Source organism: Arthrobacter gandavensis (assembly GCF_039528575.1).
Lineage (GTDB): Bacteria > Actinomycetota > Actinomycetes > Actinomycetales > Micrococcaceae > Arthrobacter_B > Arthrobacter_B citreus_B.
In genome coordinates, this window is record NZ_BAAALV010000001.1 from 300,355 (window position 1) to 323,619 (window position 23,265).

At 64.1% G+C, this 23,265-nt stretch carries 22 protein-coding genes; 3 read left to right on the plus strand and 19 right to left on the minus strand.

What is annotated here, in order from left to right; all coding sequences use genetic code 11:
• Positions 1 to 70: 70 nt before the first annotated feature.
• The 7 genes from ABFX29_RS01420 to ABFX29_RS01450 all read right to left on the minus strand — a co-directional run bounded on the left by ABFX29_RS01420 (position 71) and on the right by ABFX29_RS01450 (position 6,747).
• Complete coding sequence (locus ABFX29_RS01420; protein WP_152227885.1) at positions 71 to 628, minus strand: hypothetical protein; 558 nt, start codon at positions 626 to 628, stop codon at positions 71 to 73.
• 23 nt (positions 629 to 651) lie between these two features.
• On the minus strand, positions 652 to 1,446 hold the full coding sequence (locus ABFX29_RS01425) for a GntR family transcriptional regulator (protein ID WP_246167525.1): 795 nt from the start codon (positions 1,444 to 1,446) through the stop codon (positions 652 to 654).
• 221 nt (positions 1,447 to 1,667) lie between these two features.
• Positions 1,668 to 2,069: a cytochrome c oxidase subunit 4 gene (locus tag ABFX29_RS01430; protein WP_152227883.1), complete on the minus strand. Its 402-nt coding sequence runs from the start codon at positions 2,067 to 2,069 to the stop codon at positions 1,668 to 1,670.
• Entirely contained in the window at positions 2,066 to 3,793 is a 1,728-nt protein-coding gene (gene ctaD, locus ABFX29_RS01435; RefSeq protein ID WP_152227881.1) for an aa3-type cytochrome oxidase subunit I, read from the minus strand. The genes ABFX29_RS01430 and ctaD overlap by 4 nt, the downstream gene beginning before the upstream one ends.
• Positions 3,794 to 3,811: 18 nt before the next feature.
• Positions 3,812 to 4,657 (minus strand): aa3-type cytochrome oxidase subunit II, encoded by an 846-nt coding sequence (gene ctaC / locus ABFX29_RS01440; RefSeq protein WP_152227879.1) that lies wholly within the window; start codon positions 4,655 to 4,657, stop codon positions 3,812 to 3,814.
• A gap of 185 nt (positions 4,658 to 4,842) precedes the next feature.
• Positions 4,843 to 5,232 (minus strand): HesB/IscA family protein, encoded by a 390-nt coding sequence (locus tag ABFX29_RS01445; protein ID WP_055241041.1) that lies wholly within the window; start codon positions 5,230 to 5,232, stop codon positions 4,843 to 4,845.
• Between the two features lie 108 nt (positions 5,233 to 5,340).
• Positions 5,341 to 6,747 carry a dipeptidase gene (locus ABFX29_RS01450; RefSeq protein WP_152227877.1) on the minus strand — a complete coding sequence of 469 codons (1,407 nt, stop codon included), beginning with the start codon at positions 6,745 to 6,747 and terminating at the stop codon, positions 5,341 to 5,343.
• Between the two features lie 129 nt (positions 6,748 to 6,876).
• On the opposite strand from ABFX29_RS01450, the gene ABFX29_RS01455 reads away from it, so the two are divergent.
• Positions 6,877 to 7,479, plus strand: a complete 603-nt coding sequence (locus tag ABFX29_RS01455) for a DUF3043 domain-containing protein (protein ID WP_152227875.1) — start codon at positions 6,877 to 6,879, stop codon at positions 7,477 to 7,479.
• A 100-nt stretch (positions 7,480 to 7,579) separates the two neighbouring features.
• On the opposite strand, the gene ABFX29_RS01460 is transcribed toward ABFX29_RS01455, so the two are convergent.
• Entirely contained in the window at positions 7,580 to 8,653 is a 1,074-nt protein-coding gene (locus tag ABFX29_RS01460) for a quinone-dependent dihydroorotate dehydrogenase (RefSeq protein WP_152227873.1), read from the minus strand.
• 78 nt (positions 8,654 to 8,731) lie between these two features.
• On the opposite strand from ABFX29_RS01460, the gene ABFX29_RS01465 reads away from it, so the two are divergent.
• Positions 8,732 to 9,787 (plus strand): alpha/beta hydrolase, encoded by a 1,056-nt coding sequence (locus tag ABFX29_RS01465; RefSeq protein ID WP_152227872.1) that lies wholly within the window; start codon positions 8,732 to 8,734, stop codon positions 9,785 to 9,787.
• Here the strand turns inward: ABFX29_RS01465 and ABFX29_RS01470 are convergent.
• The 8 genes from ABFX29_RS01470 to ABFX29_RS01505 all read right to left on the minus strand — a co-directional run bounded on the left by ABFX29_RS01470 (position 9,784) and on the right by ABFX29_RS01505 (position 18,772).
• Positions 9,784 to 10,581 (minus strand): isoprenyl transferase, encoded by a 798-nt coding sequence (locus tag ABFX29_RS01470; protein ID WP_246167459.1) that lies wholly within the window; start codon positions 10,579 to 10,581, stop codon positions 9,784 to 9,786. The two genes, ABFX29_RS01465 and ABFX29_RS01470, sit on opposite strands and share 4 nt — an antisense overlap.
• 2 nt (positions 10,582 to 10,583) lie before the next feature.
• Complete coding sequence (gene recO, locus ABFX29_RS01475) at positions 10,584 to 11,336, minus strand: DNA repair protein RecO (protein ID WP_152227870.1); 753 nt, start codon at positions 11,334 to 11,336, stop codon at positions 10,584 to 10,586.
• 121 nt (positions 11,337 to 11,457) lie between these two features.
• Positions 11,458 to 13,206: a 2-isopropylmalate synthase gene (gene leuA, locus ABFX29_RS01480; RefSeq protein ID WP_152227868.1), complete on the minus strand. Its 1,749-nt coding sequence runs from the start codon at positions 13,204 to 13,206 to the stop codon at positions 11,458 to 11,460.
• Positions 13,207 to 13,384: 178 nt separating this feature from the next.
• A complete protein-coding gene (locus ABFX29_RS01485) occupies positions 13,385 to 14,788 on the minus strand; it encodes an LCP family protein (RefSeq protein WP_170287756.1) in 1,404 nt (467 codons plus the stop codon).
• Between the two features lie 226 nt (positions 14,789 to 15,014).
• Entirely contained in the window at positions 15,015 to 15,944 is a 930-nt protein-coding gene (gene era, locus ABFX29_RS01490; RefSeq protein ID WP_152227864.1) for a GTPase Era, read from the minus strand.
• Positions 15,937 to 17,244 (minus strand): hemolysin family protein, encoded by a 1,308-nt coding sequence (locus ABFX29_RS01495; protein ID WP_387014337.1) that lies wholly within the window; start codon positions 17,242 to 17,244, stop codon positions 15,937 to 15,939. The genes era and ABFX29_RS01495 overlap by 8 nt, the downstream gene beginning before the upstream one ends.
• A gap of 20 nt (positions 17,245 to 17,264) precedes the next feature.
• The gene (gene ybeY / locus ABFX29_RS01500) at positions 17,265 to 17,738 is read right to left on the minus strand and encodes an rRNA maturation RNase YbeY (protein WP_152227860.1); all 474 of its coding nucleotides are present in this window, start codon (positions 17,736 to 17,738) and stop codon (positions 17,265 to 17,267) included.
• Entirely contained in the window at positions 17,735 to 18,772 is a 1,038-nt protein-coding gene (locus tag ABFX29_RS01505; protein WP_246167457.1) for a PhoH family protein, read from the minus strand. The genes ybeY and ABFX29_RS01505 overlap by 4 nt, the downstream gene beginning before the upstream one ends.
• A gap of 384 nt (positions 18,773 to 19,156) precedes the next feature.
• On the opposite strand from ABFX29_RS01505, the gene ABFX29_RS01510 reads away from it, so the two are divergent.
• Entirely contained in the window at positions 19,157 to 20,077 is a 921-nt protein-coding gene (locus ABFX29_RS01510) for a GerMN domain-containing protein (RefSeq protein WP_152227856.1), read from the plus strand.
• 89 nt (positions 20,078 to 20,166) lie between these two features.
• On the opposite strand, the gene ABFX29_RS01515 is transcribed toward ABFX29_RS01510, so the two are convergent.
• The 3 genes from ABFX29_RS01515 to hrcA form a co-directional block, all read right to left on the minus strand.
• Positions 20,167 to 20,949, minus strand: a complete 783-nt coding sequence (locus ABFX29_RS01515) for a 16S rRNA (uracil(1498)-N(3))-methyltransferase (RefSeq protein WP_152227854.1) — start codon at positions 20,947 to 20,949, stop codon at positions 20,167 to 20,169.
• A gap of 15 nt (positions 20,950 to 20,964) precedes the next feature.
• Complete coding sequence (gene dnaJ, locus ABFX29_RS01520; RefSeq protein ID WP_152227852.1) at positions 20,965 to 22,104, minus strand: molecular chaperone DnaJ; 1,140 nt, start codon at positions 22,102 to 22,104, stop codon at positions 20,965 to 20,967.
• 91 nt (positions 22,105 to 22,195) lie between these two features.
• Positions 22,196 to 23,209, minus strand: a complete 1,014-nt coding sequence (gene hrcA / locus ABFX29_RS01525) for a heat-inducible transcriptional repressor HrcA (protein WP_152227850.1) — start codon at positions 23,207 to 23,209, stop codon at positions 22,196 to 22,198.
• Positions 23,210 to 23,265 lie beyond the last annotated feature (56 nt).

Consider the following 23,265-nt stretch of genomic DNA (forward strand, 5'->3'; position numbering starts at 1 on the left):
GGGGCTTCTTTGCTTTGTATGCCCTTGTTGCCGCTCTTCTCCCGGCAACAAGGGGCGCGGCAAACCATGCCTACAGTTCGAAGGGCACCTTCGAGGGCAGCGGGTACCTGCGCACGGGATGATCCAGGTCCGCGAACGGTGCAGACCCGATGCTCAGCTTGGTAAAGTCCAGCCGGGACTCCCTCAGGACTACCTGGATGCCCTTGACCGCCAGTTTCACGTCAGGGACGAGGCACAGGATGTTGAGCTTGTACGGACTGAACCCTGTCTCTTCTACAGATCCAAGTCCCCGCCAAGAGAAATAGGTGCCGATTGCGGTGGCTGCCTTGTGCTCAAGGTACCTGTCCCGCTCAGTGCCGTCCTTGGACTTGAGCGCATACTGGGCTATGACCCAGTGCTGCTCCTCCTCAGGGATTTCTGCGTACCCCTCCCCCGCGGCGGAGTCACCGAATTCCTGGATCAGCTTCTCCGCCTGGGCGCTGTCAACGCCTTCCTTCACGGAGACCGCGCCCTCGTGGCCTACCCTGCCCTTCGTAATCATGAGCGAGCGGTCCTCGGGCTCATAGACAGCTTCCTTGAAGAGCATCCCGCGCGGCGGGTCCTGCTTGTACATCCTCAGGATCTCCATTCGGCGATCCCTCCATTCTTGGTTCAGGTCGCCTGGTGGCGTCCGGGGTGGTAGGTGCGCGGCGTCCGGATTCCGGGGCGCTGAAGCGGCACCCAGAGCTTGTAGCGGTCAGCGCGGTAATAGGAAACCGAGTAGTCCACCATCGACCGGGAGACGTAGGCATGGCGCTGGATCTTCAACAGCGGTGCGCCCAGGTCCACGTTGAGCAGCCTCGCCGTCGATGCCGTGGCGGCCGTGGCCTCGATCGTGTCCTCGCCCCACTCAATCACCATGCCGTACCGCTCGCTCAGGACCCGGTACAGCGACGTCGGCGGTTCTTCGTCCAGCATGCCCGGCACATGCCAGGCCGGAATAAAGTTCTCATCCACGCTCATGGGTTCCCCGTCGGCCAGCAGCTGCCGCCGGAAACGGACCACCGGCTGTCCGGGGTCAATCTGCAGCTCCCGGGCGACTAGATGGGAGGCAGGCACCTGTTCGAACGTCAGCACACGGGCATCGGGCACCATTCCGCGGCGGTGCATTTCCTCGCTGTAGGAGGTCAGCTTGATCTGCAGGTCCATTTTGGGCCTCGCCACGAAGGTGCCGACACCAACAACCCGTTCCAGGACCTCATCCGCGACGAGGGCGTCGATGGCCTGCCGCACGGTCATCCGAGCAACCTTGAAATGCTCGGAGAGCTCACGTTCCGAGGGCACAGCGGTTCCGGGAGGAGCGTGCTGTTCTACGAACCGCCTCAGGATTTCTTCGAGCTGCTTGTGCTTCGCCACCCCGGATGCGGGATCAATACCTTCCGGGAAGGCTTTCAGGGCACGCTTGATCACGGCGCGGGAGCCTGCCGGACAGGCAGCGGTTCGGACATGGCGGACGGGACCTTCCTCGGGTGGAGTGCTTATCCAAGGATACCGGGAAGCACGCTCCTGCCCCGACGTCCAGGCCTGCCGTAATGGCACGCGCACCAGGAGGGCAGACACAAAACCGGAGGGCCCGCAGTTACCTGCGGACCCTCCGGTCAACTGATCTTTAGTTGTGGCTGCTAAGCCTAGTGCGCGTGGTTACCGCGGCTGTATTCGTAAACCCAGCCAATCAGTCCGACGACGGCCAGTCCTGCACTGATGAACAGGACCCACCAGCCCACTGCGAGGCCGAGGAATCCACCGGCGCAGGCGGTCGCCAGGACCAGCGGCCACCAGCTCCAGGGGCTGAAGAAGCCCTGTTCGCCGGATCCTTCGTGGATTTCAGCATCAAGCCGGTCTTCCGGACGCATGCCCACGCGGCGTGCCGTGAACATCAGGTAGTACCCGATCATCAGGGACATGCCGGCGGTCAGGAACAGCGCCAGGAAGCCAACCGGTTCCATCCAGTCCACGAGGTAGCCGTAGACAACGCCAACTACTGCGAAGAACGGAGCCATCAGGAGGAAGAGCTTTGCCTCGATTTTCACTTGACGCTCTCCTTGCGGTCAGCCGAACCGTAGACCTGGCCGGGTGCGGACTCGTTGGTGACGGTCTGCTGCAGTTCCGGGTGGTGCAGGTCCAGGGCCGGACGCTCCGAACGGATTCGGGGCAGCGACGTGAAGTTGTGGCGCGGCGGCGGGCAGGAAGTAGCCCACTCGAGCGAGGCACCGAAGCCCCACGGGTCATCAACTTCAACCTTCTTGCCGTGGCGCCAGGTGATGTAGACGTTCCAGAAGAACGGGATCAGGGAGGCACCCAGGACGAAGGAGGCGATCGTGGAGAACTGGTTCATCGCGGTGAAGTTGTCTTCCACGAGGTAGTCAGCGTAGCGGCGAGGCATGCCGATGACGCCCAGCCAGTGCTGGATCATGAACGTGCCGTGGAAGCCCAGGAACAGGAGCCAGAAGTGGATCTTGCCGAGGCGTTCGTTGAGCATCTTGCCGGTCCACTTCGGCCACCAGAAGTAGAAGCCTGCGAACATCGCGAAGACGACGGTACCGAAGACCACGTAGTGGAAGTGGGCAACCACGAAGTACGTGTCAGACACGTGGAAGTCCAGCGGCGGGGCGGAAAGGATGATCCCGGTCAGGCCACCGAAGAGGAAGGTGATCAGGAAGCCGATGCTCCAGAGCATCGGAGTCTCGAACGTGATCGATCCGCGCCACATGGTGCCGATCCAGTTGAAGAACTTCACGCCGGTCGGTACTGCGATGAGCATGGTCATGAAGGCGAAGAACGGCAGCATGACGGCGCCGGTCACATACATGTGGTGTGCCCACACGGTCACGGACAGTGCAGCAATGGCGATCGTTGCGTAGACCAGGCCCTTGTAGCCGAAGATCGGCTTGCGGCTGAAGACCGGGAAGATCTCCGAGACGATGCCGAAGAACGGCAGGGCGATGATGTAGACCTCGGGGTGGCCGAAGAACCAGAACAGGTGCTGCCAGAGGACCGCACCGCCGTTCTCCGGATCGAAGATGTGCGCGCCGAAGCGGCGGTCAGCGCCCAGGGCGAAGAGTGCGGCAGCCAGCGGGGGGAACGCCATCAGGATCAGGATGCCGGTCACAAGGGTGTTCCAGGTGAAGATCGGCATGCGCCACATGGTCATGCCCGGGGCACGCATGCAGATGATCGTGGTGATGAAGTTGACCGCACCGAGGATGGTGCCGAAGCCGGAGAGCGCAAGGCCGAAGACCCAGAGGTCACCGCCCACGCCTGGCGAGAATGTCGTATTCGACAATGGTGCATAAGCGAACCAGCCAAAGGACGCGGCGCCCTGCGGGGTGATGAACCCGGATACGGCGATGGTGCTGCCGAAGAGGAAGAACCAGAAGGCCAGGGCGTTCAAACGCGGGAACGCGACGTCCGGGGCACCGATCTGCAGCGGCATCATCACGTTGGCGAAGCCTGCGAAGAGCGGGGTGGCGAACATCAGCAGCATGACGGTGCCGTGCATGGTGAACAGCTGGTTGTACTGTTCCTTGGTCTGCAGGATCTGCATACCGGGTTCGAACAGCTCGGCACGGATGACCAGGGCCATCACGCCGCCGAGGCAGAAGAAAATAAATGACGCGATCAGGTACATGTACCCGATGGTCTTGTGGTCAGTGGAGGTGATCCAGTTGACGACGATGCGTCCCTTGGAGACCGGCACAACGCGCGGTGCGACCCGCGTGCCTGATTCCTCCGAAGTGTATTCCAGGGTAGTCATAGCTTTCCTCCTACCTCCTTACTTCGTCGGATTCAGGTTGGTGTTGCGGTCGTATTCTGCGCCCAGCTGGCCATCGTCCAGCGTGGCCAGGTAGGCCTCGTACTCGGCCTCGGAGACGACCTTCACGTTGAAGAGCATTTCAGAGTGGTACTCGCCGCAGAGCTCGGCACACTTGCCTTCGAAGGTGCCCTCCTGCTGCGGAGTGAGGGTGATGTAGTTGGTGCGGCCCGGGATCATGTCCCGCTTCTGCAGGAACGCCGGAACCCAGAAGGAGTGGATGACGTCACGGGAGTTCAGCTGGAGTTCAACAGACTTGTTGACCGGCAGGTACAGCGTGGGGAATTCGTCCTGGGACTTTTCCTCGCCGTCCAGGTTGACCTGGACACCGCTGTAGTACTTGTCTTCCTTGACGTAGTTGAAGTCCCACGCCCACTGCTTGCCGCGGACGTCCACAATGACGTCAGGATCATCAACGCGGGCATCGAGGGCCCGGATGTCGCGGTCGGTGAAGAAGAAGAGCACCAGGACCATGAACAGCGGGATCGCCGTGTAGAAGATTTCCAGCGGCAGGTTGTAGCTGAGCTGGCGGGGGTAGCCGGTCTCGTTCTTCCGGCGCCTGTAGGCGATGATGCACCACAGGATCAGTCCCCACGTGAGGATACCAACGGCCAGCGCGGCAATCCATGAATTGACCCAGAGGTCCATGATGCGGCCGGTGTGGTTGGTGGTGTCCCGTTCCGTGGGCAGCCAGCCCTTTTGGACATCTGATGAACAACCCGATAAAAACAACGCGCCGGCCGACGTTACGGCTGAGATCTTTAAGATCCTGGCGCGTCGGCTGCTGGTTCGGTCCTGCGAACTCACAGACGGCCCTTCCTCTTGTTACGTGCAAGTGCGGCACAGCGGACAGAAAAATCCCCCAGCTGCGCACGATCAGTTTTACTACTACGTGTAGAGCTTACCCCGGACGCGGTGCTGTCCAGTGACAGACCGCACCGCGTGCCGGGCAGAATACCCTCTATTACGGCCCAAAAGCCGCGGTTTCCGGCCTAGTGGAAGGAGTCTCCACAGGCGCATGAACCACCGGCGTTGGGATTGTCGATGGTGAAACCCTGCTTGGAAATCGTATCTTCGAAGTCGATCGAGGCTCCGGCCAGGTACGGCACGCTCATCTTGTCGACGATGACCTCGACGCCGTCGAAGTCGCGCACAGCATCCCCGTCGAGCACACGCTCGTCGAAGTAGAGCTGGTAGATCAGTCCCGAGCAGCCCCCGGGCTGAACTGCTACCCGCAGCCGCAGGTCGGTGCGGCCCTCCTGCTCAAGGAGGGAGCGGACCTTGCCGGCTGCAACCTCGGAAAGCATCACGTCGTGCGTGGGCAGTTCTTCGGCGGCTTCTGTTCCAACCAGGCCAGCGTTCTCACTCGTGGAAGTGCTCATTGCTTCTCTCTTTCCGTCCGGGCGGCCGGCCCGCCGGCAGTTCAAGGCTGACGGGCCGGTGCCAGTTCACTCAATGGTACGTCGGCGCACCCCTAGAGCAGTAACGGCCTAGGGGGTTTCCTGCATTCCCAGACGGGCCAAAAGCAGGGCCTCGGCGAGAATGGCCTTTTCGAAGTCACCCAGGTGCAGGGACTCGTTCGCGGAGTGCGCGCGGGAGTCCGGGTCTTCCACGCCCGTGATCAGGATCGATGCCTGCGGGAAGACCTCAACCAGGTCCGCAATGAACGGGATGGAACCGCCTACTCCCATCTCTACAGGGGTAGTCCCCCACGCTGTTTGCAGCGCCCACAGGGCGGTCTGGGCAGCCGGAGCGGAGGTGTCCGTGGCGAAGGCGTTGCCGCGTTCCCCCGGGGTGAAGGTCACCTCGGCGCCGAAGGGAGCGTTGGCCGCCAAATGCCGTGCCATAGCATCCATGGCAGCCTCCGGGTCCTGCCCCGGGGCCAGGCGCATGGAGAACTTCGCCCGTGCTGAGGGCTGGATGGTGTTGGAAGACATGGCCACCGAAGGTACGTCGATGCCAATGATCGACAGTGCCGGCTTGGTCCAGAGCCGGGAGGCGATGGACCCCTCCCCCGCCAGCTGCACCGAGTCCAGGACCGAGGAATCCTGCCGGAAGTCCTCCTCCGGGTAGTCCACGGCGGCGTCGTCGAATCCTTCCAGGCCCTTGATCACGAGGTTGCCGCGTTCGTCGTGGAAGGTGGCGATCAGCCTGGCCAGCAGGGTCGGCGCGTCAAGGACCGGCCCCCCGAACATGCCCGAGTGCACCGCGTGGCCGAGAACCCGCACCTCGAAGGTTCCGTCAACCAGGCCGCGCAGGCTGGTGGTCAGCGCCGGCGTTCCAACCTTCCAGTTGCCGGAGTCTGCGACCACAATCACATCGGCACGGAGCAGCTCCCGGTGGGTTTCGAGGAATTTCCGGAAGGTAGGGGAACCGGCTTCCTCCTCGCCCTCGATGAAGAACGTGATGCCCACGCCCGGCTCGTCCCCAACCACATCGTTCAGGGCACGGAGCGCCGAAGCGTGCACCATGATTCCGGCCTTGTCGTCCGCGGCACCGCGGCCGTAGAGCCGTCCGCCGCGTTCAGTCGCGGTGAACGGCTCGGTCTCCCAAAGCGCCGGATCGCCCGGCGGCTGGACGTCGTGGTGGGCGTAGAGGAGAACCGTCGGCTTGCCCGGTGCAGCAGGGCGGCGGGCAACGACGGCGGGGCCGCCGGGCTTGCCGTTGTTGTCCACCCGAAGGATCTGCACGTCATCCAGGCCGGCGCCGCGGAGCAGCTCCGCCACGGCGTCCGCTGAGCGGTCCAGGTTCTTGGGGTCGAAGGAATCCCAGGCAATTCCGGGAATGGCTACCAGCCTGGTCAGGTCCTCAAGCGTGCGGGGAAATGCCGCCGCCACGCTGGCGCGCAGCGCTGCTTCGTCCGGGACCGTGCTGGAGGTGTGGGTAGAGGAAGTCATAGGCCACACCCTACAACCGTGCCCCGGCCGCTTCGAGGCGCAGGACCTGCGGGGACGCTCCAAACCGCCAGGGTTTGACTGTGCCGTAACCGCCGCGCAGGCCACGTGCGGTTCAGGTATCCTTGATGAGTGTTCGGACGAAAGAAAGAAGCGCCCACCGCGCAGGAAACTGTGGATCAGGCAGCTGCAGCCCAGGCCGAGTCGCCCAAGTCCGGCGGCTCCACCGGCAAGGGCGCTCCCACCCCGCGGCGTAAGGACCAGGTAGCTGCGCGCAAGCGCCCGCTGGTCCCCAACGACCGCAAGGCTGCCCGGGAGGCCAGCCGTGCCGCCATGCGCGAGGAACGCCTGAAGACCCGTGCCGCCCTGGATACCGGCGACGAGCGCTACCTTCCCCTGCGCGACAAGGGCCCCAACCGCCGCTTCGTGCGCGACGTAGTGGATGCACGCTGGAACGTCGGTGAATTTGTGATGATCGCTGCTGCCGTCTTTGTGGTAGCCAGCTTCATCCAGAACCTCACGGTGCAGAGCTTCATCCTTATGGCCTTCTGGGCACTGATTGTGCTGGTGATCGTGGACAGCATCCGCATCCGCTTCCTCCTGCGCCGCCGCCTCACCGAAAAGTTCGGGTCCCCCAACCAGGGCGACGTCTGGTACGGAATCTCCCGTGCCCTGCAGCTGCGCCGTTTCCGTCTGCCCAAGCCGCAGGTACGCCGCGGCGAGAAGGTCTCCTAGCCGGGCCCAAACCTGCAAGGCCTGTACATACATGGAAGAAGGGACCGGTTGAACCGGTCCCTTCTTCCATGTCCTGCTATGTCCTGCGGCGAACCGGGACTCAGCCGCGGCGCTGCAGCTTGCGCAGCCGCCGGTTGATCCGCCCTGCCCAGAACGGTCCTTCGTAGAGGAACGCGGTGTAGCCCTGCACCAGGTTCGCCCCGGCATCGAGGCGCTCCTTGACGTCGTCTCCGGTTTCCACGCCGCCAACCGAGATAATCACCGGTTCCGGACCGAGGGCGGCGCGCAGCCGGCGCAGGACTTCGAGGGAACGCTGTTTCAGCGGCGCGCCGCTGAGCCCGCCTACTCCGGCAGCAATAACGGTTTCGGGATCTGTAACCAGGCCTTCGCGCCCGATGGTGGTGTTGGTGGCCACGACGCCGTCGAGCTTCAGGTCCAGCGCCAGGCGGGCGACGTCGTCGATGTCCTCATCAGTAAGGTCCGGCGCGATCTTCACCAGCAGCGGCACATGGCGTCCTGCGGTCTCATCGGCAGTCCGGCCCACCGCGGTCAGCAGCGGACGCAGGGAGTCGATGCTCTGCAGCTGGCGCAGGCCCGGAGTGTTCGGTGAGCTCACATTGACCACCAGGTAATCGGCGCCGGCTGCAAGCAGCCGGGTGCTGGCCAGGTAGTCATCAACGGCGTCCTGGAGCCCAACCTTCTTCGTCTTGCCGATGTTGACGCCAACGATCGGGCGGTCGCGCCCCCAGCGGCGGTACAGGCCGTCCACGGCTTTCCGCACCCGCGGCGCGACGGCGGCGGCGCCGTCGTTGTTAAAGCCCATGCGGTTGATGACGGCCCGGTCCTCCACCAGCCGGAACAGCCGGGGTTTGGCATTGCCTGGCTGGGCCTGGGCCGTGACGGTTCCAAGTTCAATGTGCCCGAAGCCGAGGTTCGCCAGTGCCACGACGGCGGCGCCCTCCTTATCGAAGCCTGCTGCCAGGCCGAAGGGCGAGGGGAACCGCAGGCCCAGTGCGTCAACCGCCTGGCCCCGGGCGGGACGGGTGAGGGCACGCAGCACCGGTGCCGCAGGCGTGAAGGCTGCGGCGCGGATTGCTTCGTAGCCGATCTTGTGGGCTTTTTCGGGGTCCATTCCGGAGAACACAATCCGGAAGAACGTGGGGTAGACGCGCATGTTTTAATGCTTCCACTCGCGGTGGCCTGCACCAAATCGCCGTCCGGGAGTCCCGACTCTTTCGTGTATTTTCGATGTATGGGGCAGAACTGGCAACCTGACAGACTGGGCGACGGCTACCGGGCACTGACGCTGGAGCTCGGCGAGGATGACGAAGGACCGGTTGCAGCGACCCTGGTCTCCTATACCCCCGAACCTCCCCCGCCGCCGACATTCACCGGGCGGCTGCGGGAACGGATTGCCCGGCTGCGAGGCCCCGTGGAACCGGCACCCGTACATGCAGTGGTCTACGTCCACGGCTGGGCCGACTACTTCTTCCAGACTGAACTGGCTGACTTCTGGGCCGAGCGCGGGGTTGCTTTCTATGCTGTTGACCTGCGCAAGTACGGCCGCAGTCTCCGGCCGGGACAGTCAGAGGGATTCATCACCGATCTCTCCGACTATGACGCGGACATCGAAGCAGCCCTGGCCGCGGTTGAAGAGGACATCCGCGAAAGCCGCGGGGCGCAGGCCCCGGTACGGCTGACGCTCATGGCACATTCAACCGGCGGACTTGTTGCCTCGCTCTGGGCGCACCGGAACCCCGGACGCATTTCCGCACTGATCCTGAACAGCCCGTGGCTTGAACTGCGCGGAAGTTCCCTGGCGCGTAACGCCGCTGCAGGACTGCTGGAGCCGCTGGCACGCACCCGTCCCAAGGCACGGCTGAAGATCCCCGAGCTTGACTTTTACTGGCGGTCGCTGAGCGCTGAAGCGGACGGCGAGTGGGAACTTGACCCGGTCTGGAAGCCCCCGGGCAGCTGGCCTGTCCGTGCCGGCTGGATCACGGCAGTGCTGGCAGGCCACGCCCAGGTGGCACGCGGACTGGACATCAACTGCCCTGTCCTGGTGATGGCATCTGCCCGGTCCACTATTGGTGCCACCTGGAACGAGTCAATGAAATCCACGGACAGCGTGCTGGACGTCAACCTCATGGTCCAGCGGGCACTGCTCCTGGGCCCCGAAGTGACCGTCCTGCGCTTTGACGGGGCCCTGCATGACGTGCTGCTCTCGGCGAAGCCGGTCCGCCGCGTGGTTTACGACCGGCTGGGCACGTGGGCCGGAACCTACCTGCACGGGCAAGCCCCCGGCTAGGCGCCGGCGGCCGCCTGGTCCACCGCGCCCCCGTAGCGGCGGTCCCGCCGCGCATAGATTTCCACGGCTTCCCACAGCGTCCGGCGGTCGACGTCGGGCCAGAGCGTATCCATGAAGACCATCTCTGCATATGCGGACTGCCACAGCATAAAATTGGAGAGCCGCTGCTCCCCCGACGTGCGCAGGAAAAGGTCGACGTCGGGAAGGTCCGGCTCGTCGAGATAGCGCTGGATTGTCTTCTCGGAAATGCTCCCGGGACGCAGCTTGCCGTTCTTCACGTCTTCGGCGATCGCGCTGACGGCATCGGTGATCTCAGCCCGTCCACCGTAGTTCACGCACATGTTCAGGGTGCAGGCGGTGTTATTCCTGGTCTGTTCCTCGGCGACCTCAAGTTCCTTGATCACCGACCCCCAGAGCCGGGGACGGCGCCCTGACCAGCGGATGCGCACTCCCCACTCGTCCAGCTGGTCCCGCTGCCGGCGCAGGACATCCCTGCTGAAGCCCATGAGGAAACGGACCTCTTCCGGGGAGCGTTTCCAGTTTTCAGTGGAGAAGGCGTACACGGAGACATGTTTGATGCCTATTTCGACGGCGCCGGCCATGACATCCAGCAGAGCTGCTTCACCTGCGCGGTGCCCTTCGGTGCGTGGCAGGCCGCGCTGGTTGGCCCACCGGCCGTTCCCGTCCATGACGATGGCAACGTGCGCAGGAACCAGGTCGCGGGGAACCGGGGGCGGAACCGCGCCGGACGGATGCGGCCACGGAGCAGCCGGAGAGTTGCGGGGAGGAACCAAAGCTATACACGCTCCACATGTTGAAGGGACTTCACGACTCGTTCCAGGTGCCACTGCAGGTAGCTGGCCACCAGGCCGGCCGATTCCCGGCGGGGCTGCGGGCCGGAGGCATCCGCGTATTCCCAGTCGCCGCTGAGCAGCGCCGCCAGCAGCAGCATGGTTTCCGCTGACGGCGATGCTGATCCCGGAGGCCGGCAGGCCGGACATACGGCTCCGCCCAGCGGGGCCGAGAACGCGCTGTGCGGCCCGGGCGCTCCGCAGCGGGCACAGTCCGTGAAGGACGGGGCCCAGCCCGCGGTGGACAGGGCCCGCAGAAGGTAGGAATCGAGAATAAGTTCCGGCGGATGGACTCCGCGGCTCAGGGCCGCCATGGCACCAATGACCAGGTGGTAGTGCGCATTCGCGGACTCGCCGTCGACGTCGGTCAGGCGTTCGGCTGTCTCGGCAACAGCCGCGGCTGCCGTGTAGCGGGCGTAGTCGGCGGCGATTCCCGCACCATAGGCGCCCTTGGTCTGGACCTGGGTCACGATGTCCAGGCTGCGGCCATGAGAAAGCTGCAGGTCCACGACCATAAAGGGTTCCAGCCGGGCACCAAACTTGCTGGACGTGCGGCGCACCCCCTTGGCGACGGCGCGGACCTGGCCGTGGTTGCGCGTCAGGAGGATGACGATCCGGTCCGCTTCGCCCAGCTTGTGGGTGCGCAGCACCACGCCCTCGTCACGGTAGGTCCGTGAAGCGAATGATTTATTGGCCACGCACCTATTTTCCCACGCTGGACGGGTTTTCCCTGCAGGACGGTGTTCCTGCACGCCAGCGCGTCCGGTGCGCAGCTGCGTACCGGGCGCACTGGATGTCGGCCGGGGGCCGGACGCGGTGCTACTCGCCTGAAGCGTCGCGGATCGCCCGGTTCACGGCGGAGATAACGGCCTTCAGGGCAGAGAGGGTGGTGTTGGAGTCGATGCCTACGCCCCACAGCACACGTTCCCCGACGGCGAGCTCAACATAGGCGGCTGCCATTGCCTTGCCGCTGGCGGACAGGGCGTGCTCGGAGTAGTCGAGCAGGCGGACGTCCACACCGTCCTGGCTCAGGATCTGGAGCAGGGCGTCGATGGGACCTGTACCGGAGGCGACGCGGCGCTGCTGTACGCCGCCGGCGCGCAGGCTGGCGGTAAGCAGGAAGGACCCGTTCTCCGACGTATCCGCTGTGACGGAGGTGAGGGCGTAGTGGCCCCACGGCTCGGCACCGGTGTCCGGTGTGGTGGGCAGGTACTCGTCCTGGAAAACGCGCCAGAGCTCGGCACCGGTGACTTCGCCGCCCACGGTGTCCGTGCGCCGCTGGATGACTCCGGAGAATTCGATCTGCGCACGGCGCGGCAGGTCCAGGTTGTGCTCGTTCTTGAGCAGGTAGGCCACGCCTCCCTTGCCGGACTGCGAGTTCACCCGGATCACGGCTTCGTAGCTGCGGCCAATGTCCTTCGGGTCGATCGGCAGGTACGGGACGCCCCATTCAAGCTCATCGACTGACTTGCCGGCAGCTGCCGCTTCCTTCTCCATGGACTCGAAGCCCTTCTTGATGGCGTCCTGGTGGGAGCCGGAGAAAGCAGTGAAGACAAGGTCGCCGCCGTACGGGGAGCGTTCAGGCACGGGCAGCTGGTTGCAGTACTCAACGGTCCGCCGGATTTCGTCCATGTTGGAGAAATCGATCTGCGGATCAATGCCCTGACTGAACATGTTCATGCCCAGCGTGATCAGGTCCACGTTGCCGGTGCGCTCTCCGTTGCCGAAAAGGCAGCCTTCGATCCGATCTGCCCCGGCGAGGTAGCCAAGTTCTGCTGCCGCAACTCCGGTCCCGCGGTCATTGTGCGGGTGCAGGGAGAGGATGATTGCCTCACGGTTGGCGAGGTTGCGGTGCATCCACTCAATCGAGTCTGCGTAGACGTTCGGCGTTGCCATTTCCACGGTGGCCGGCAAGTTCAGGATCATCTGCCGGTCGGTGGAGGCTTCAAGGACTTCCGCCACCGCATTCGAGATGCGCAGGGCGAAGTCCAGTTCCGTGCCGGTGTAGGACTCGGGCGAGTATTCGTACGTGACGTCGATGCCGCGCAGCTGTTCCTCATACTTCTTGCACAGCCGCGCTCCGGTCAGCGCGATGTCCACGATCCCGTCCTGGTCGGTGTTGAACACGACCTTGCGCTGCAGCACCGAGGTGGAGTTGTACAGGTGGACAATCGCGCGGTCTGCGCCTTCGAGGGCTTCATACGTGCGTTCGATGAGATGTTCACGGGACTGGGTGAGCACCTGGATGGTGACGTCGTCCGGGATCCGGTCGCCTTCGATCAGCTGCCGGACAAAATCGAAGTCCAGCTGCGAGGCGGAGGGGAATCCGACTTCGATTTCCTTGTAGCCCATGTTCACCAGCAGGTCGAACATTTTGTGCTTGCGCTCGGGCGTCATGGGGTCGATCAGCGCCTGGTTGCCGTCACGGAGATCAACGGCGCACCAGCGCGGAGCTTTGGTAATGACTTTGTCCGGCCACGTGCGGTCTGGGAGATCCACGCTGATCTGGTCCTGGAACGGAACATATTTGTGGATCGGCATGCCGGAGGGCTGCTGTGCGTTTCGCATAATGTCTGGGGTGGCCTTTTCTTGTAGAACTTTAGAAATGGTGGCCGGGCAACACAAACTCCGCAGCGAGGGTTCGGCCTAAACAGTGGGTTGCGTGGCCTCGCCGCGGCAGCTAAGAAGGAGGATCTCTGCGCGCACGTGCCCAGACTAGCACGCACGTTCAGGGGCTATTGAAAACTCAGTAACCGAAGGCCGACTGGCACGTAACCTGCGCGGCAGTCTGCCCCGTGAGCCCGCCGAGGTTACCCGTGTCTTCCATCAGGTTCCCCTTGGTGAAGTCCGCCCCGACCTGAACGACGACGCCGCGCACTGCCGAACTCACGGCCACCTGGGAGGAGGGAATGTTCAGGGCCTTGGCAACTTCCAGCGCCATGTCGTCGTAGCCGGGCGTGAAGAAGACCTGGGTGCCGGGCGTTGTTGAGGCGGACAGGCCGCCGGCAAGTGCCTGGCTGAAGCCCTCACTGAGCAGGTACTGGGCAAGTTCGGCGTCACGTCCGCTTTCGGTTCCGTTGATACCGTCCAGGATGGTCACCGGAATAGTCGCCGGATCGATCACCGGAGCGACGGGCTCGGGGCTAACGGTGCCGGGGGCAGCGCTGCCGGGAGTCTGTGCTGCAGGTTCCTCTTCCGCAGCGGCACCGATGGGCTGGTCTGCGACCAGGGCGTCAAACAGCGGCTGCGCCGCATCCTCGTCCAGGACGAGCCGATTGGGATCAAGTTCGTAAGGCACCACCGGAACGGTCACAAAAGCAACGTTTCCCAGGTCCACGTCCTTGAGGCGGCCCGCCATGGCAATCAGGGTGGGGATGTCGGTAAGGCCCTCGTCCACGGTCAGGTTCTTCGTCACGGTGTCGGCAATGGAGTAGAGACGGGGAAGGTTGTTCAGCGTGCCTTCACCCTGGACTTTCCTCACCATGGAGGCAAGGAAACTCTGCTGTGCCTTGATGCGGCCTTCATCGCCGCCGTTGCCGAAGCCGTGGCGGGTGCGCAGGAATGCAAGTGCCTGGTCACCCTGGACGCTGGAAACACCTGCGGGAATGTTCAGTCCGGAAAGCGGATCGTCAACCGGCTGGTTCACGCAGACTTCCACGCCGCCAAGGGTGTTGGACAGTTCCTTCACGGCGTTGAAGTCGGCCATCATGAAGTGGTCAATGCTGAGGCCGGTCAGTTCGTTGATTGCCGCCACGGTACAACCGGGGCCGCCGTTGCCCAGCGCGCCGTTCAGCTGGGCCAGACCCATCGCCTGGAACTGGAGCCCGGATTCAGGGTCCGTGCAGGCAGGCAGCGGGACCAGCAGGTCGCGCGGGAAGCTCACCACGGTCACATGGGAACGGTCTGCTGCCATGTTCACGAGCATCATGACGTCCGAGTTGTTGGAGTCCTGGCCTTCGCGGTTGTCGGTGCCCAGCACCAGGATCTGCAGTGAATCGGTGTTGGTGTCCGCCGGGACTTCGGGCTGGTCCTGCCCAATGTTCAGCGGTTTGGTGTCGAAGTTGCTTTGCAGCCGCAAAAGCTGCACGCCTGCGAAGACCAGCCCGGAGACCAGGGTCAGGGAGAGCAGCACCGCAATGGCGGCAAGCACAGGGTGTCCCCCGCGTGCGGTTCCGTTACCCAGGTGACGGCTGCCCGGTACGGCTGCCGTACGGCGTCGGCTGGTAGCGGCAGATCCGGAGGGACCATGACCTGTAGCGGCACGGCGTGATGGCATAGCCGTTCCCTCCCTGGATCTGATACTGATGGCTTGCGAAAATGGATGAACAAAGTGTACGGGCCCGTGCTGTGAAGAAGCTTAGGACCCGCCTAGGCCGCTAGAATCCCAGCTTCACCAGCTGCTTGGGGTCCCGCTGCCAGTCCTTGGCAATCTTCACGTGCAGGTCCAGGTAAACCCGGGTACCCAGCAGCGCTTCGATGCCGCGGCGTGCATTCGTTCCCACTTCACGCAGGCGTGAACCGCCCCGCCCAATGATAATCGCTTTCTGCGACGGACGTTCAACATAAAGATTAACCCGGACATCCAGCAGCGGGTTCTCTTCACTGCGGCCCTCACGAGGGACGATCTCCTCAACCACCACAGCAAGGGAATGGGGCAGCTCGTCCCGCACTCCCTCCAGCGCGGCTTCGCGGACAAGCTCCGCGACCATCACGGCTTCTGGTTCGTCGGTCAGCTCACCGTCGGGGTACAGCGGAGGGGACGCCGGCATGTGGGAGGCAAGGACATCCGCAACGGTGTCCACCTGGAACCCGTCGGCGGCGGAAACGGGAACCACGTCCGCCCATCCTTCCTCCCCAAGCACTTCGTTGCCCAGCGCCGTCACTGACATCAGCTGCTTGGCCAGGGCTGCACGGTCAACCAGGTCAGTCTTGGTCACCAGGGCAATGACCGGCTTGCGCTTCAGCGCTGCCAGCTGGTTTGCGATGTAGCGGTCGCCCGGACCCACGGCTTCGTTGGCCGGAAGGCAGAACCCGATCGCGTCCACCTCGGCAAGGGTGTCCGCTACGAGGTCATTGAGCCGCTGTCCCAGCAGGGTGCGCGGACGGTGCAGGCCAGGGGTATCCACCAGGATGAGCTGGGAAGTCTCCCGGTGCACGATTCCGCGGATGGTATGCCGGGTGGTCTGGGGCTTCGCCGAAGTGATCGCCACCTTCTGGCCCACCAGGGCATTGGTCAGGGTGGACTTGCCGGCGTTGGGCCGGCCCACCAGGGACACGAATCCGGCGCGGAACGTGGGTTCAGTCATTTCGGGGTACCAATTCTGTTGTTTTGGGGCGGTCCGGGTGGGCCGCCGCCGTCGTATTGTCTTCGCCGTTTTCCGGCTGCCGCCAGGCAAGTACGTGGGAGACTCTGTTACGCCGTCCCTCAAGCCGCTCCGCGTGGAGCACGATCGATTCGACAACTACTTCGCTGCCTACGATCGGCACGCGCCCAAGGGCCTTGGCCAGGAGACCGCCCACCGTATCCACCTCGTCGTCTTCGAGGCTGAGGTCGAAGAGTTCGCCGAGGTCGTCGATCCCGGCTTTGGAACTGAGCCGGTAGCGTCCGTCGCCCAGGTCTTCGATGTCCGGGCGCTCGGAGTCGTACTCGTCTACGATTTCTCCGACGATTTCCTCGATCAGGTCTTCGAGGGTGACCAGTCCGGCCGTTCCGCCGTATTCATCGATAACCACTGCCACGTGGGTCGATTCGCGCTGCAGTTCCTGCAGCAGTTCCCCCACGGCCTTGGACTCCGGCACATAACGGACCGGCCGGCAGAAATCGTCAACAGGCTGGCTGCCGGCTTCCGGCGTCCGGCCGTGCATCTGGGCAGCTACGTCCTTGAGGTAAAGGATGCCGATGATCTGGTCGGCACTGTCCTCGATAACGGGCACCCGGGAGTAGCCCGACCGCAGGAACAGGGACATCGCCTGACGGAGGGTGGACCCGGAATCGATGCAGACCATGTCCGTGCGCGGAACCATCACGGAACGCACCTTGGTGTCGCCAAGTTCGAAGACCGAATGGATCAGTTCCGCCTCGGTGTTCTCGATCATGTCCGCCTCGGAGGCGCGGTCCAGCAGTTCGCGGAACTCTTCCTCGGTGAAGAAAGCCGCATCCGGACCCTGGGTTCCCGGTGCTACCGCAGAGCCGATCTTCACGAGCCAGCCCGGGATGGGCCCAAGGACGGTGCGCAGCGCACTCACCAGTCCCGCAGTGAGGACTACGACGCCGGTGACGTGGCGGCGGCCGATCTGGCGCGGAGAGACTCCAACCAGCACAAAACCGACGCCGGCCATGGTGACCGTAGCCAGCAGCCCTGCCAGCCAGAGGTTTTCAACCACCAGCTGGAAGGCCATGGCAACAGAGACCGCAGTGGCCATTTCGAACCAGACCCGCCAGAACCGCAGCGCATGCATGTGCGCCACCGGGTGCTGCAGGATCCGCCGGAGCGGCTTGCCGGCGCGGCCGCTGAGCAGCGCTTCGGCTTCATGTCGCGGGAGGTAGCCGTAGGCTGCCTCGGCGGCGGTAAGGAGCCCGGCCAGCACCACGAAGGCGATGGCCATGACCACTAGGACGCCTACGCTCAACTGCGTGTCTCCTTCGGGGCTTCCTTGCCCGTGTAGTCCGAAAGCAGCCGGCGCTGGAGGCCGAACATTTCAGCTTCTTCCTCGGGCTCGGCGTGATCGTAGCCAAGGAGGTGCAGGATGCCGTGGGTGGTCAGCAGCAGCAGCTCATCCTCCAGGCCGTGGCCCGCCGTTTCGGCCTGCCGGGCAGCAACCTGCGGGCAAAGCACAATGTCCCCCAGGACGCCTGCCGGAGCCGGCCGCCCCGGAGAGCCCGGACGGAGTTCGTCCATGGGGAAGGAAAGCACGTCGGTGGGTCCAGGAAGGTCCATCCATTCGATATGGAGCTTCTCGATGGCGTCCTCGTCCACGAGGATGATGGAGAGTTCAGCTTCCGGGTGGACGTACATGGCGTCCAGGACGAAGCGGCCCAGGCGGGCCAGCGCTTCCTCATCTGCGGGCATGGCTGACTCGTTGTTGACTTCGATGCTCATCGTTTCTTCTCCTGCCCGGCAGTGTTGGAACCGGTGCGTGAACGGCGTTCTTCGTCCCATTCGCTGTAGGCGGTCACGATGTCGCTGACCAAACGGTGCCGTACGACGTCGGTGGCAGTGAGTTCGGAGAAATGAACGTCCTCGATACCGTCCAGGATCTCGTGGACGATCCGCAGGCCGGAGGTGGTGGAGCCGGGAAGGTCTACCTGTGTGACGTCACCGGTGACTACCATCTTGGATCCGAAGCCAAGGCGCGTCAGGAACATCTTCATCTGCTCGGGCGTCGTGTTCTGGGCTTCGTCCAGGATGATGAAGGCATCGTTGAGGGTACGGCCGCGCATGTACGCCAACGGCGCCACTTCAATGGTTCCGGCGGCCATGAGCCGGGGAATCGATTCCGGGTCCATCATGTCGTGCAGCGCATCGTAGAGCGGACGCAGGTAAGGATCGATCTTGTCGTTGAGCGTGCCGGGCAGGAATCCCAGCCGCTCCCCCGCCTCAACCGCCGGCCGGGTCAGGATAATGCGGTTGACTTCCTTTTGCTGCAGCGCTTGGACCGCCTTGGCCATGGCCAGGTAGGTCTTCCCGGTGCCGGCCGGGCCAATCCCGAAGACAACCGTGTTGCGGTCGATCGCGTCAACGTAGTTCTTCTGGTTGAGGGTCTTTGGGCGAATGGTGCGCCCGCGCGTGGAGAGGATGTTCTGCGTGAGGACCTCTGCCGGCCGTTCCGCGCTCTGGTCACGGAGCATGGTGATCAGCTGTTCCAGGATCTGGGGTGTCACCCGCGTCTGGTGCCGGGCAAGCACACGCACCTCGTTGACGAGGCGGACGGTCCGGTCCACGGAGGGTGCAGGACCAGAGACTGAGAGTTCGTTTCCGCGGACATGGAGGTTCACCTCCGGAAAGGCGTTCTCGATGACTTTCAGGGCTTCATCGTTGGCGCCCAAAGACTGGACCATATGCTCGGTTGAGTCGAACACAATCGTCTGCTGGTCCTCACGGATAGTGCCGATTCCTGCTGAAGATTCGGTCATATATGCGGCCCCTCGGCCTCTCATCGCCCCTTATCGGAAAACTGGATGGTAAGTCTGCTGAAAATCATGGTGCTCACAGCCTCCTTAATTCTACTGGATAGGCGCCCGGCCGCGCCTACCCGATTCCGGGCACCGCGAATGGAGGGCACGGGGGCGGATCCGTTACGGGAGGTGTGAGCTGTATTACGCAGTTTGTCTCGGCTTGGCATCGTCTGGGTCTCAATCAGGTTTCAGTCCCGCCGCAGAAGCGCGAACCCCCGATTGGGGCCGGTTCCGCTGTGCCAAGCTTGATGGGATGCTCCGGCCGGGACCGCTGTCCCGACGGACCCCACAGCATTTGACCGGCCTGCGTGCCGGCACAGGAAACGGAAGGCAGGGACAGTCATGATTGAGCAGCGCACTCGCCGCTCCGGCCGTATCCGCCTATTCCTGGCCGCCGCGGCAGCGCCGCTGCTGCTGGGCTCGTGCGGCGTGGTTGCCGAACTGCCCACCACCAGCATGCCCACCTCCTTCAGCGCTGCGACTTCGCCCGAAGGGCACCCCATGGCAGTTTCCGCACCCGCGGAAGCCACGGTGTCCAAGGTGGTCATGCCGGTTTACTGGCTGGGACTCAACGGATCCGATGTTCAGCTGTACCGGGAGTTCCTGCCGTCGAAGAACACCGGCGACCCCATCGGGGAAGCCGTTATGACCATGACTACGGCGACACCCTCGGATGACGACTACTTCACGCCGTGGGCTCCGGCTTCCAAGGTCACTGCCTCGATCTCGAGCAAGAACGTCATCACGGTGGACATCTCTTCGGATGCCTTCAAGCCTTCCCTGGATGCCGGCATGGCACACCGTGCTGTCCAGCAGCTCGTGTACACCGCAACCGCTGCGGCAGCGAACGCCGGCCTGACCACCGCAGGCTACAACGCCAGCGTTGCAGTGCTGGTGGACGGGAAGGCCGGATACCTGGCCTTCGGCCACGAGGATCTGGAACGGGACCTGGAGCGGGACAGGACCATGCCGGCTCCCATCTGGATTATCAGCCCCCAGGAGGGCGACGGCACGGAAACTTCCGTGGCAGTGACCGGCTCTGCAGTAAAGCGCGATGAGCCGCTGTTCTGGAGCGTGGAGCGAGTGGTCAACGGGCGTCCGGATACCTCGGCCCTGAAGTCCGGCGAGCTACGGCTGGAGGCCGTGGCCGGTGAGACTGCGATGTTCGACATCCAGATCGACCTGGAACCCGGCGAATACAACCTTCGGGTGTTCCACGGTGAGGGTGAGAACGAAGATTCAAAGCGCTTCACCGTCTATTAGGCACTGCGGCCTATTAGGCACTGCGGCCTAGTAGCCACTGCGGCCCGCGGCTGGCCCCAGTCCGGCCATTGTGGCCGCCCCGGCCCTGTTCAGTTCCAGCGGCCGAGAAGATGATTCAGCAGCACCAGGGCTGCGGGGCCCGCACTTGAGGAACGCAGCACATGGGGCCCCAGGCGCACGGCAACCGCACCGGCTTCACGCAGGGCCTTCAGTTCGGCAGGACTGATTCCACCTTCGGGACCAACTACGACGGCGATGGACCCGATTCCGGTCTCCGTGCCCGTTCCGACGGACCTTGCCAGCGCGAGTTCAACGGCAGCAGCCAGCGAAACACTGGCTTCTTCGTGCAGCACCAGGACCAGGTCGGTTCCTGCCAGGCGGGAAGCCAGCGCCTTGCTTTCGGCCACATCCAGTACCTGCGGAATCCGGGACCGGCGGGACTGTTTCGCGGCTGAAGCCACAACTGCCCGCCACTTGGCCTGGCCTTTCACTGCCTTGTCTGCCCGCCAGCGAACAATGCTGCGCTCAGACTGCCAGGGAAGCACTGCGTCCACGCCAAGCTCGGTTGCAGCCTCAATGGCCTGCTCGTCCCGGTCTCCCTTGGCCAGCGCCTGCACGAGCGTGAACTCGCAGTCCTGGCCGGGTTCAGCCTCAACCTCGTGGACGTCGACTTCCAGCAACGAAGGCTCGGCGGACCGGACCGTTCCGCGCAGGCGTTTTCCGGCGCCGTCGACAATGTCGACGCGCTCCCCCGGTGCCAGCCGCTTGACGGCCACGGCATGGCGCGCTTCCGGGCCGGTGAGCGCGAAGACGCTCCCCGGGGCCGCTGCAGCAACGAGTTCAGGATCGCCGAAGAAGATGGGACTGGTCACTGTACGTTCCGGTGGCTAGTGGTTACCGAGGCGGTCGCGGAGCTTCGCGAAGACACCGCTGTTGCTGTTGCCGCTGACCCGGCCCTCGGCGAATTCCTCCCCGCGCAGTTCTGCGAGCCGGCGCAGCAGTTCTTCCTGCGCAGCATCGAGCTTCTGCGGTGTCTCCACCTGGACGTGCACCATCAGGTCACCCCGGCCATAACCGCGCAGGTGGGTCACGCCAAGGCCCTTGAGCGTGGTGACTTCACCGGACTGGGTTCCGGCCTTGATCTGGATTTCCCGCTCCCCGTCAAAGGTATCCATGTTGATGACTGTGCCCAGCGCGGCCGCCGTCATCGGAACCGTCAGCGTTGCGTGCAGGTCATCGCCGTCGCGCAGGAACACCGGATCGGCGTTGACCCGGATCTCGACGTACAGGTCGCCCTGCGGTCCGCCTGCGGTTCCGGCTTCGCCCTGTCCGCTGAGCTGGATCCGGGTGCCGGTTGCGACGCCGGCGGGAACCTTGATGGTCAGGGTGCGGCGGCTGCGGACGCGGCCTTCGCCGGCACATTCGTGGCACGGATCCGGGATGACCGTTCCAAACCCCTGGCAGGATCCGCAGGGTGCGGTCGTCATGACCTGGCCAAGGATTGAACGTACGGCGCGCTGGACCTGGCCGCTGCCGTGGCAGATGTCGCAGGTGCGCGGTGAGGTTCCCGGCTGGCAGCAGGAGCCCTCACAGGTGGGGCAGAGGACCGCGGTCTCGACGTCGATCTTCTTGTTGGTGCCGAAGACGGCATCCTTCAGGTCGATCCGGACGTTGATCAGTGCGTCCTGGCCGCGCCGGGTACGCGATGCCGGGCCGCGTCCGCCGCCAGGGGCACCGCCGCCGAAGAAGGTGTCGAAGATGTCCTGGAAGCCGAAGCCCTGGCCGCCGAAGCCGCCGCCAAAACCGTTGTCCGTGCCGTTTTCCTGGCCGGTGGTGTCGTACACGCGGCGCTTCTGCGGGTCGGAGAGGACCTCATAGGCATGGGTAACGGCCTTGAACTCGTCTGCCGCTCCGGGGGCAGTATTCACGTCCGGATGGAGCTTGCGGGCCAGCTTGCGGTAGGCCTTCTTGATTTCCTCGCCGGTGGCATCCCGGCTAACGCCGAGTACCTGGTAGTGATCACTCACTCGTGCACATCGCTTCCTGTGTTGCGTCCCCCGCCTCGGGGGTGGTTAGTCTTCCGCAGGGCGCCGTTCGGGCGCCTGCCGGTCTTGTGGGTCAGTTGTTCAGGACCCGGGAAAGGTAGCGGGCAACGGCTCGGACCGCTGCCATGGTGTTGGGATAGTCCATCCGGGTGGGACCGAGGATTCCCACCATAGCGGAAGCATCCGGCCCATACCCAGTGGCTACGACGGATGCTTCGGAGAGGGAACCGTAGGGATTCTCGGATCCGATCCGCACCGAAACACCCCTTGCGTCCTGTTCCATCTCGGAGAGCAGCCGCAGCATGACTACCTGCTCTTCGAGGGCTTCCAGGATGGGGCCGATGGTCAGCGGGAAGTCTCCGGTGGCGCGGGCCAGGTTCGCTGTGCCGGCCATGACCATCCGGTCTTCGCGGTTGATCCCGGCCAGTTGTTCCAGTGCCCGCCCCAGCGCCGCCGCGGTTCCGCGCAGGTGCGCCGGAACTGTGGCCAGGGTGTCCGCGAGGTGGGAGGTGATCCGGGTCAGCGTGGTACCGGCCAGTGCCTGCAGGAAATGCTGGCGGAGTTCGTGCAGGTCCTGTTCGGTCACTGGTGCAGGGGCGGTGATGACGCGCTGCTCCACCCGGCCAGTGGTGGAGATCAGGACTACCAGGACCTGGGCCGGCGCCAGCAGGACAAACTCGATGTGGCGCACCTTCGCATTGCCCAGATGGGGGTACTGGACGACGGCGACCTGGTTGGTCAGCTGGGAAAGCAGCCGTACCGTGCGGTCCAGGATGTCGTCGATGTCCTCCGCGCCTTCCAGAAGCGTCTGGATGGCGCGGCGTTCGGCAGCCGAAAGCGGCTTCAGGTCCGAAAGCTGGTCCACGAACAGGCGGTAGCCCTTATCGGTGGGGATGCGTCCGGCGGAAGTGTGCGGGGCAACGATCAGGCCCTCTTCTTCGAGGACAGCCATGTCATTGCGGATGGTCGCGGAGGAAACCCCCAGGTGGTGGCGTTCAACCAGTGCCTTTGAGCCGACGGGCTCGCGGGAGTGGACGTAATCTTCGACAATGGCCCGGAGCACCTCGAGCCTGCGTGGTTCGCTCAATGGTTTCCTCCTTCGCTGACTGGCCTTTGGCTGGCGGCTGTCATCAGGCCAGACTT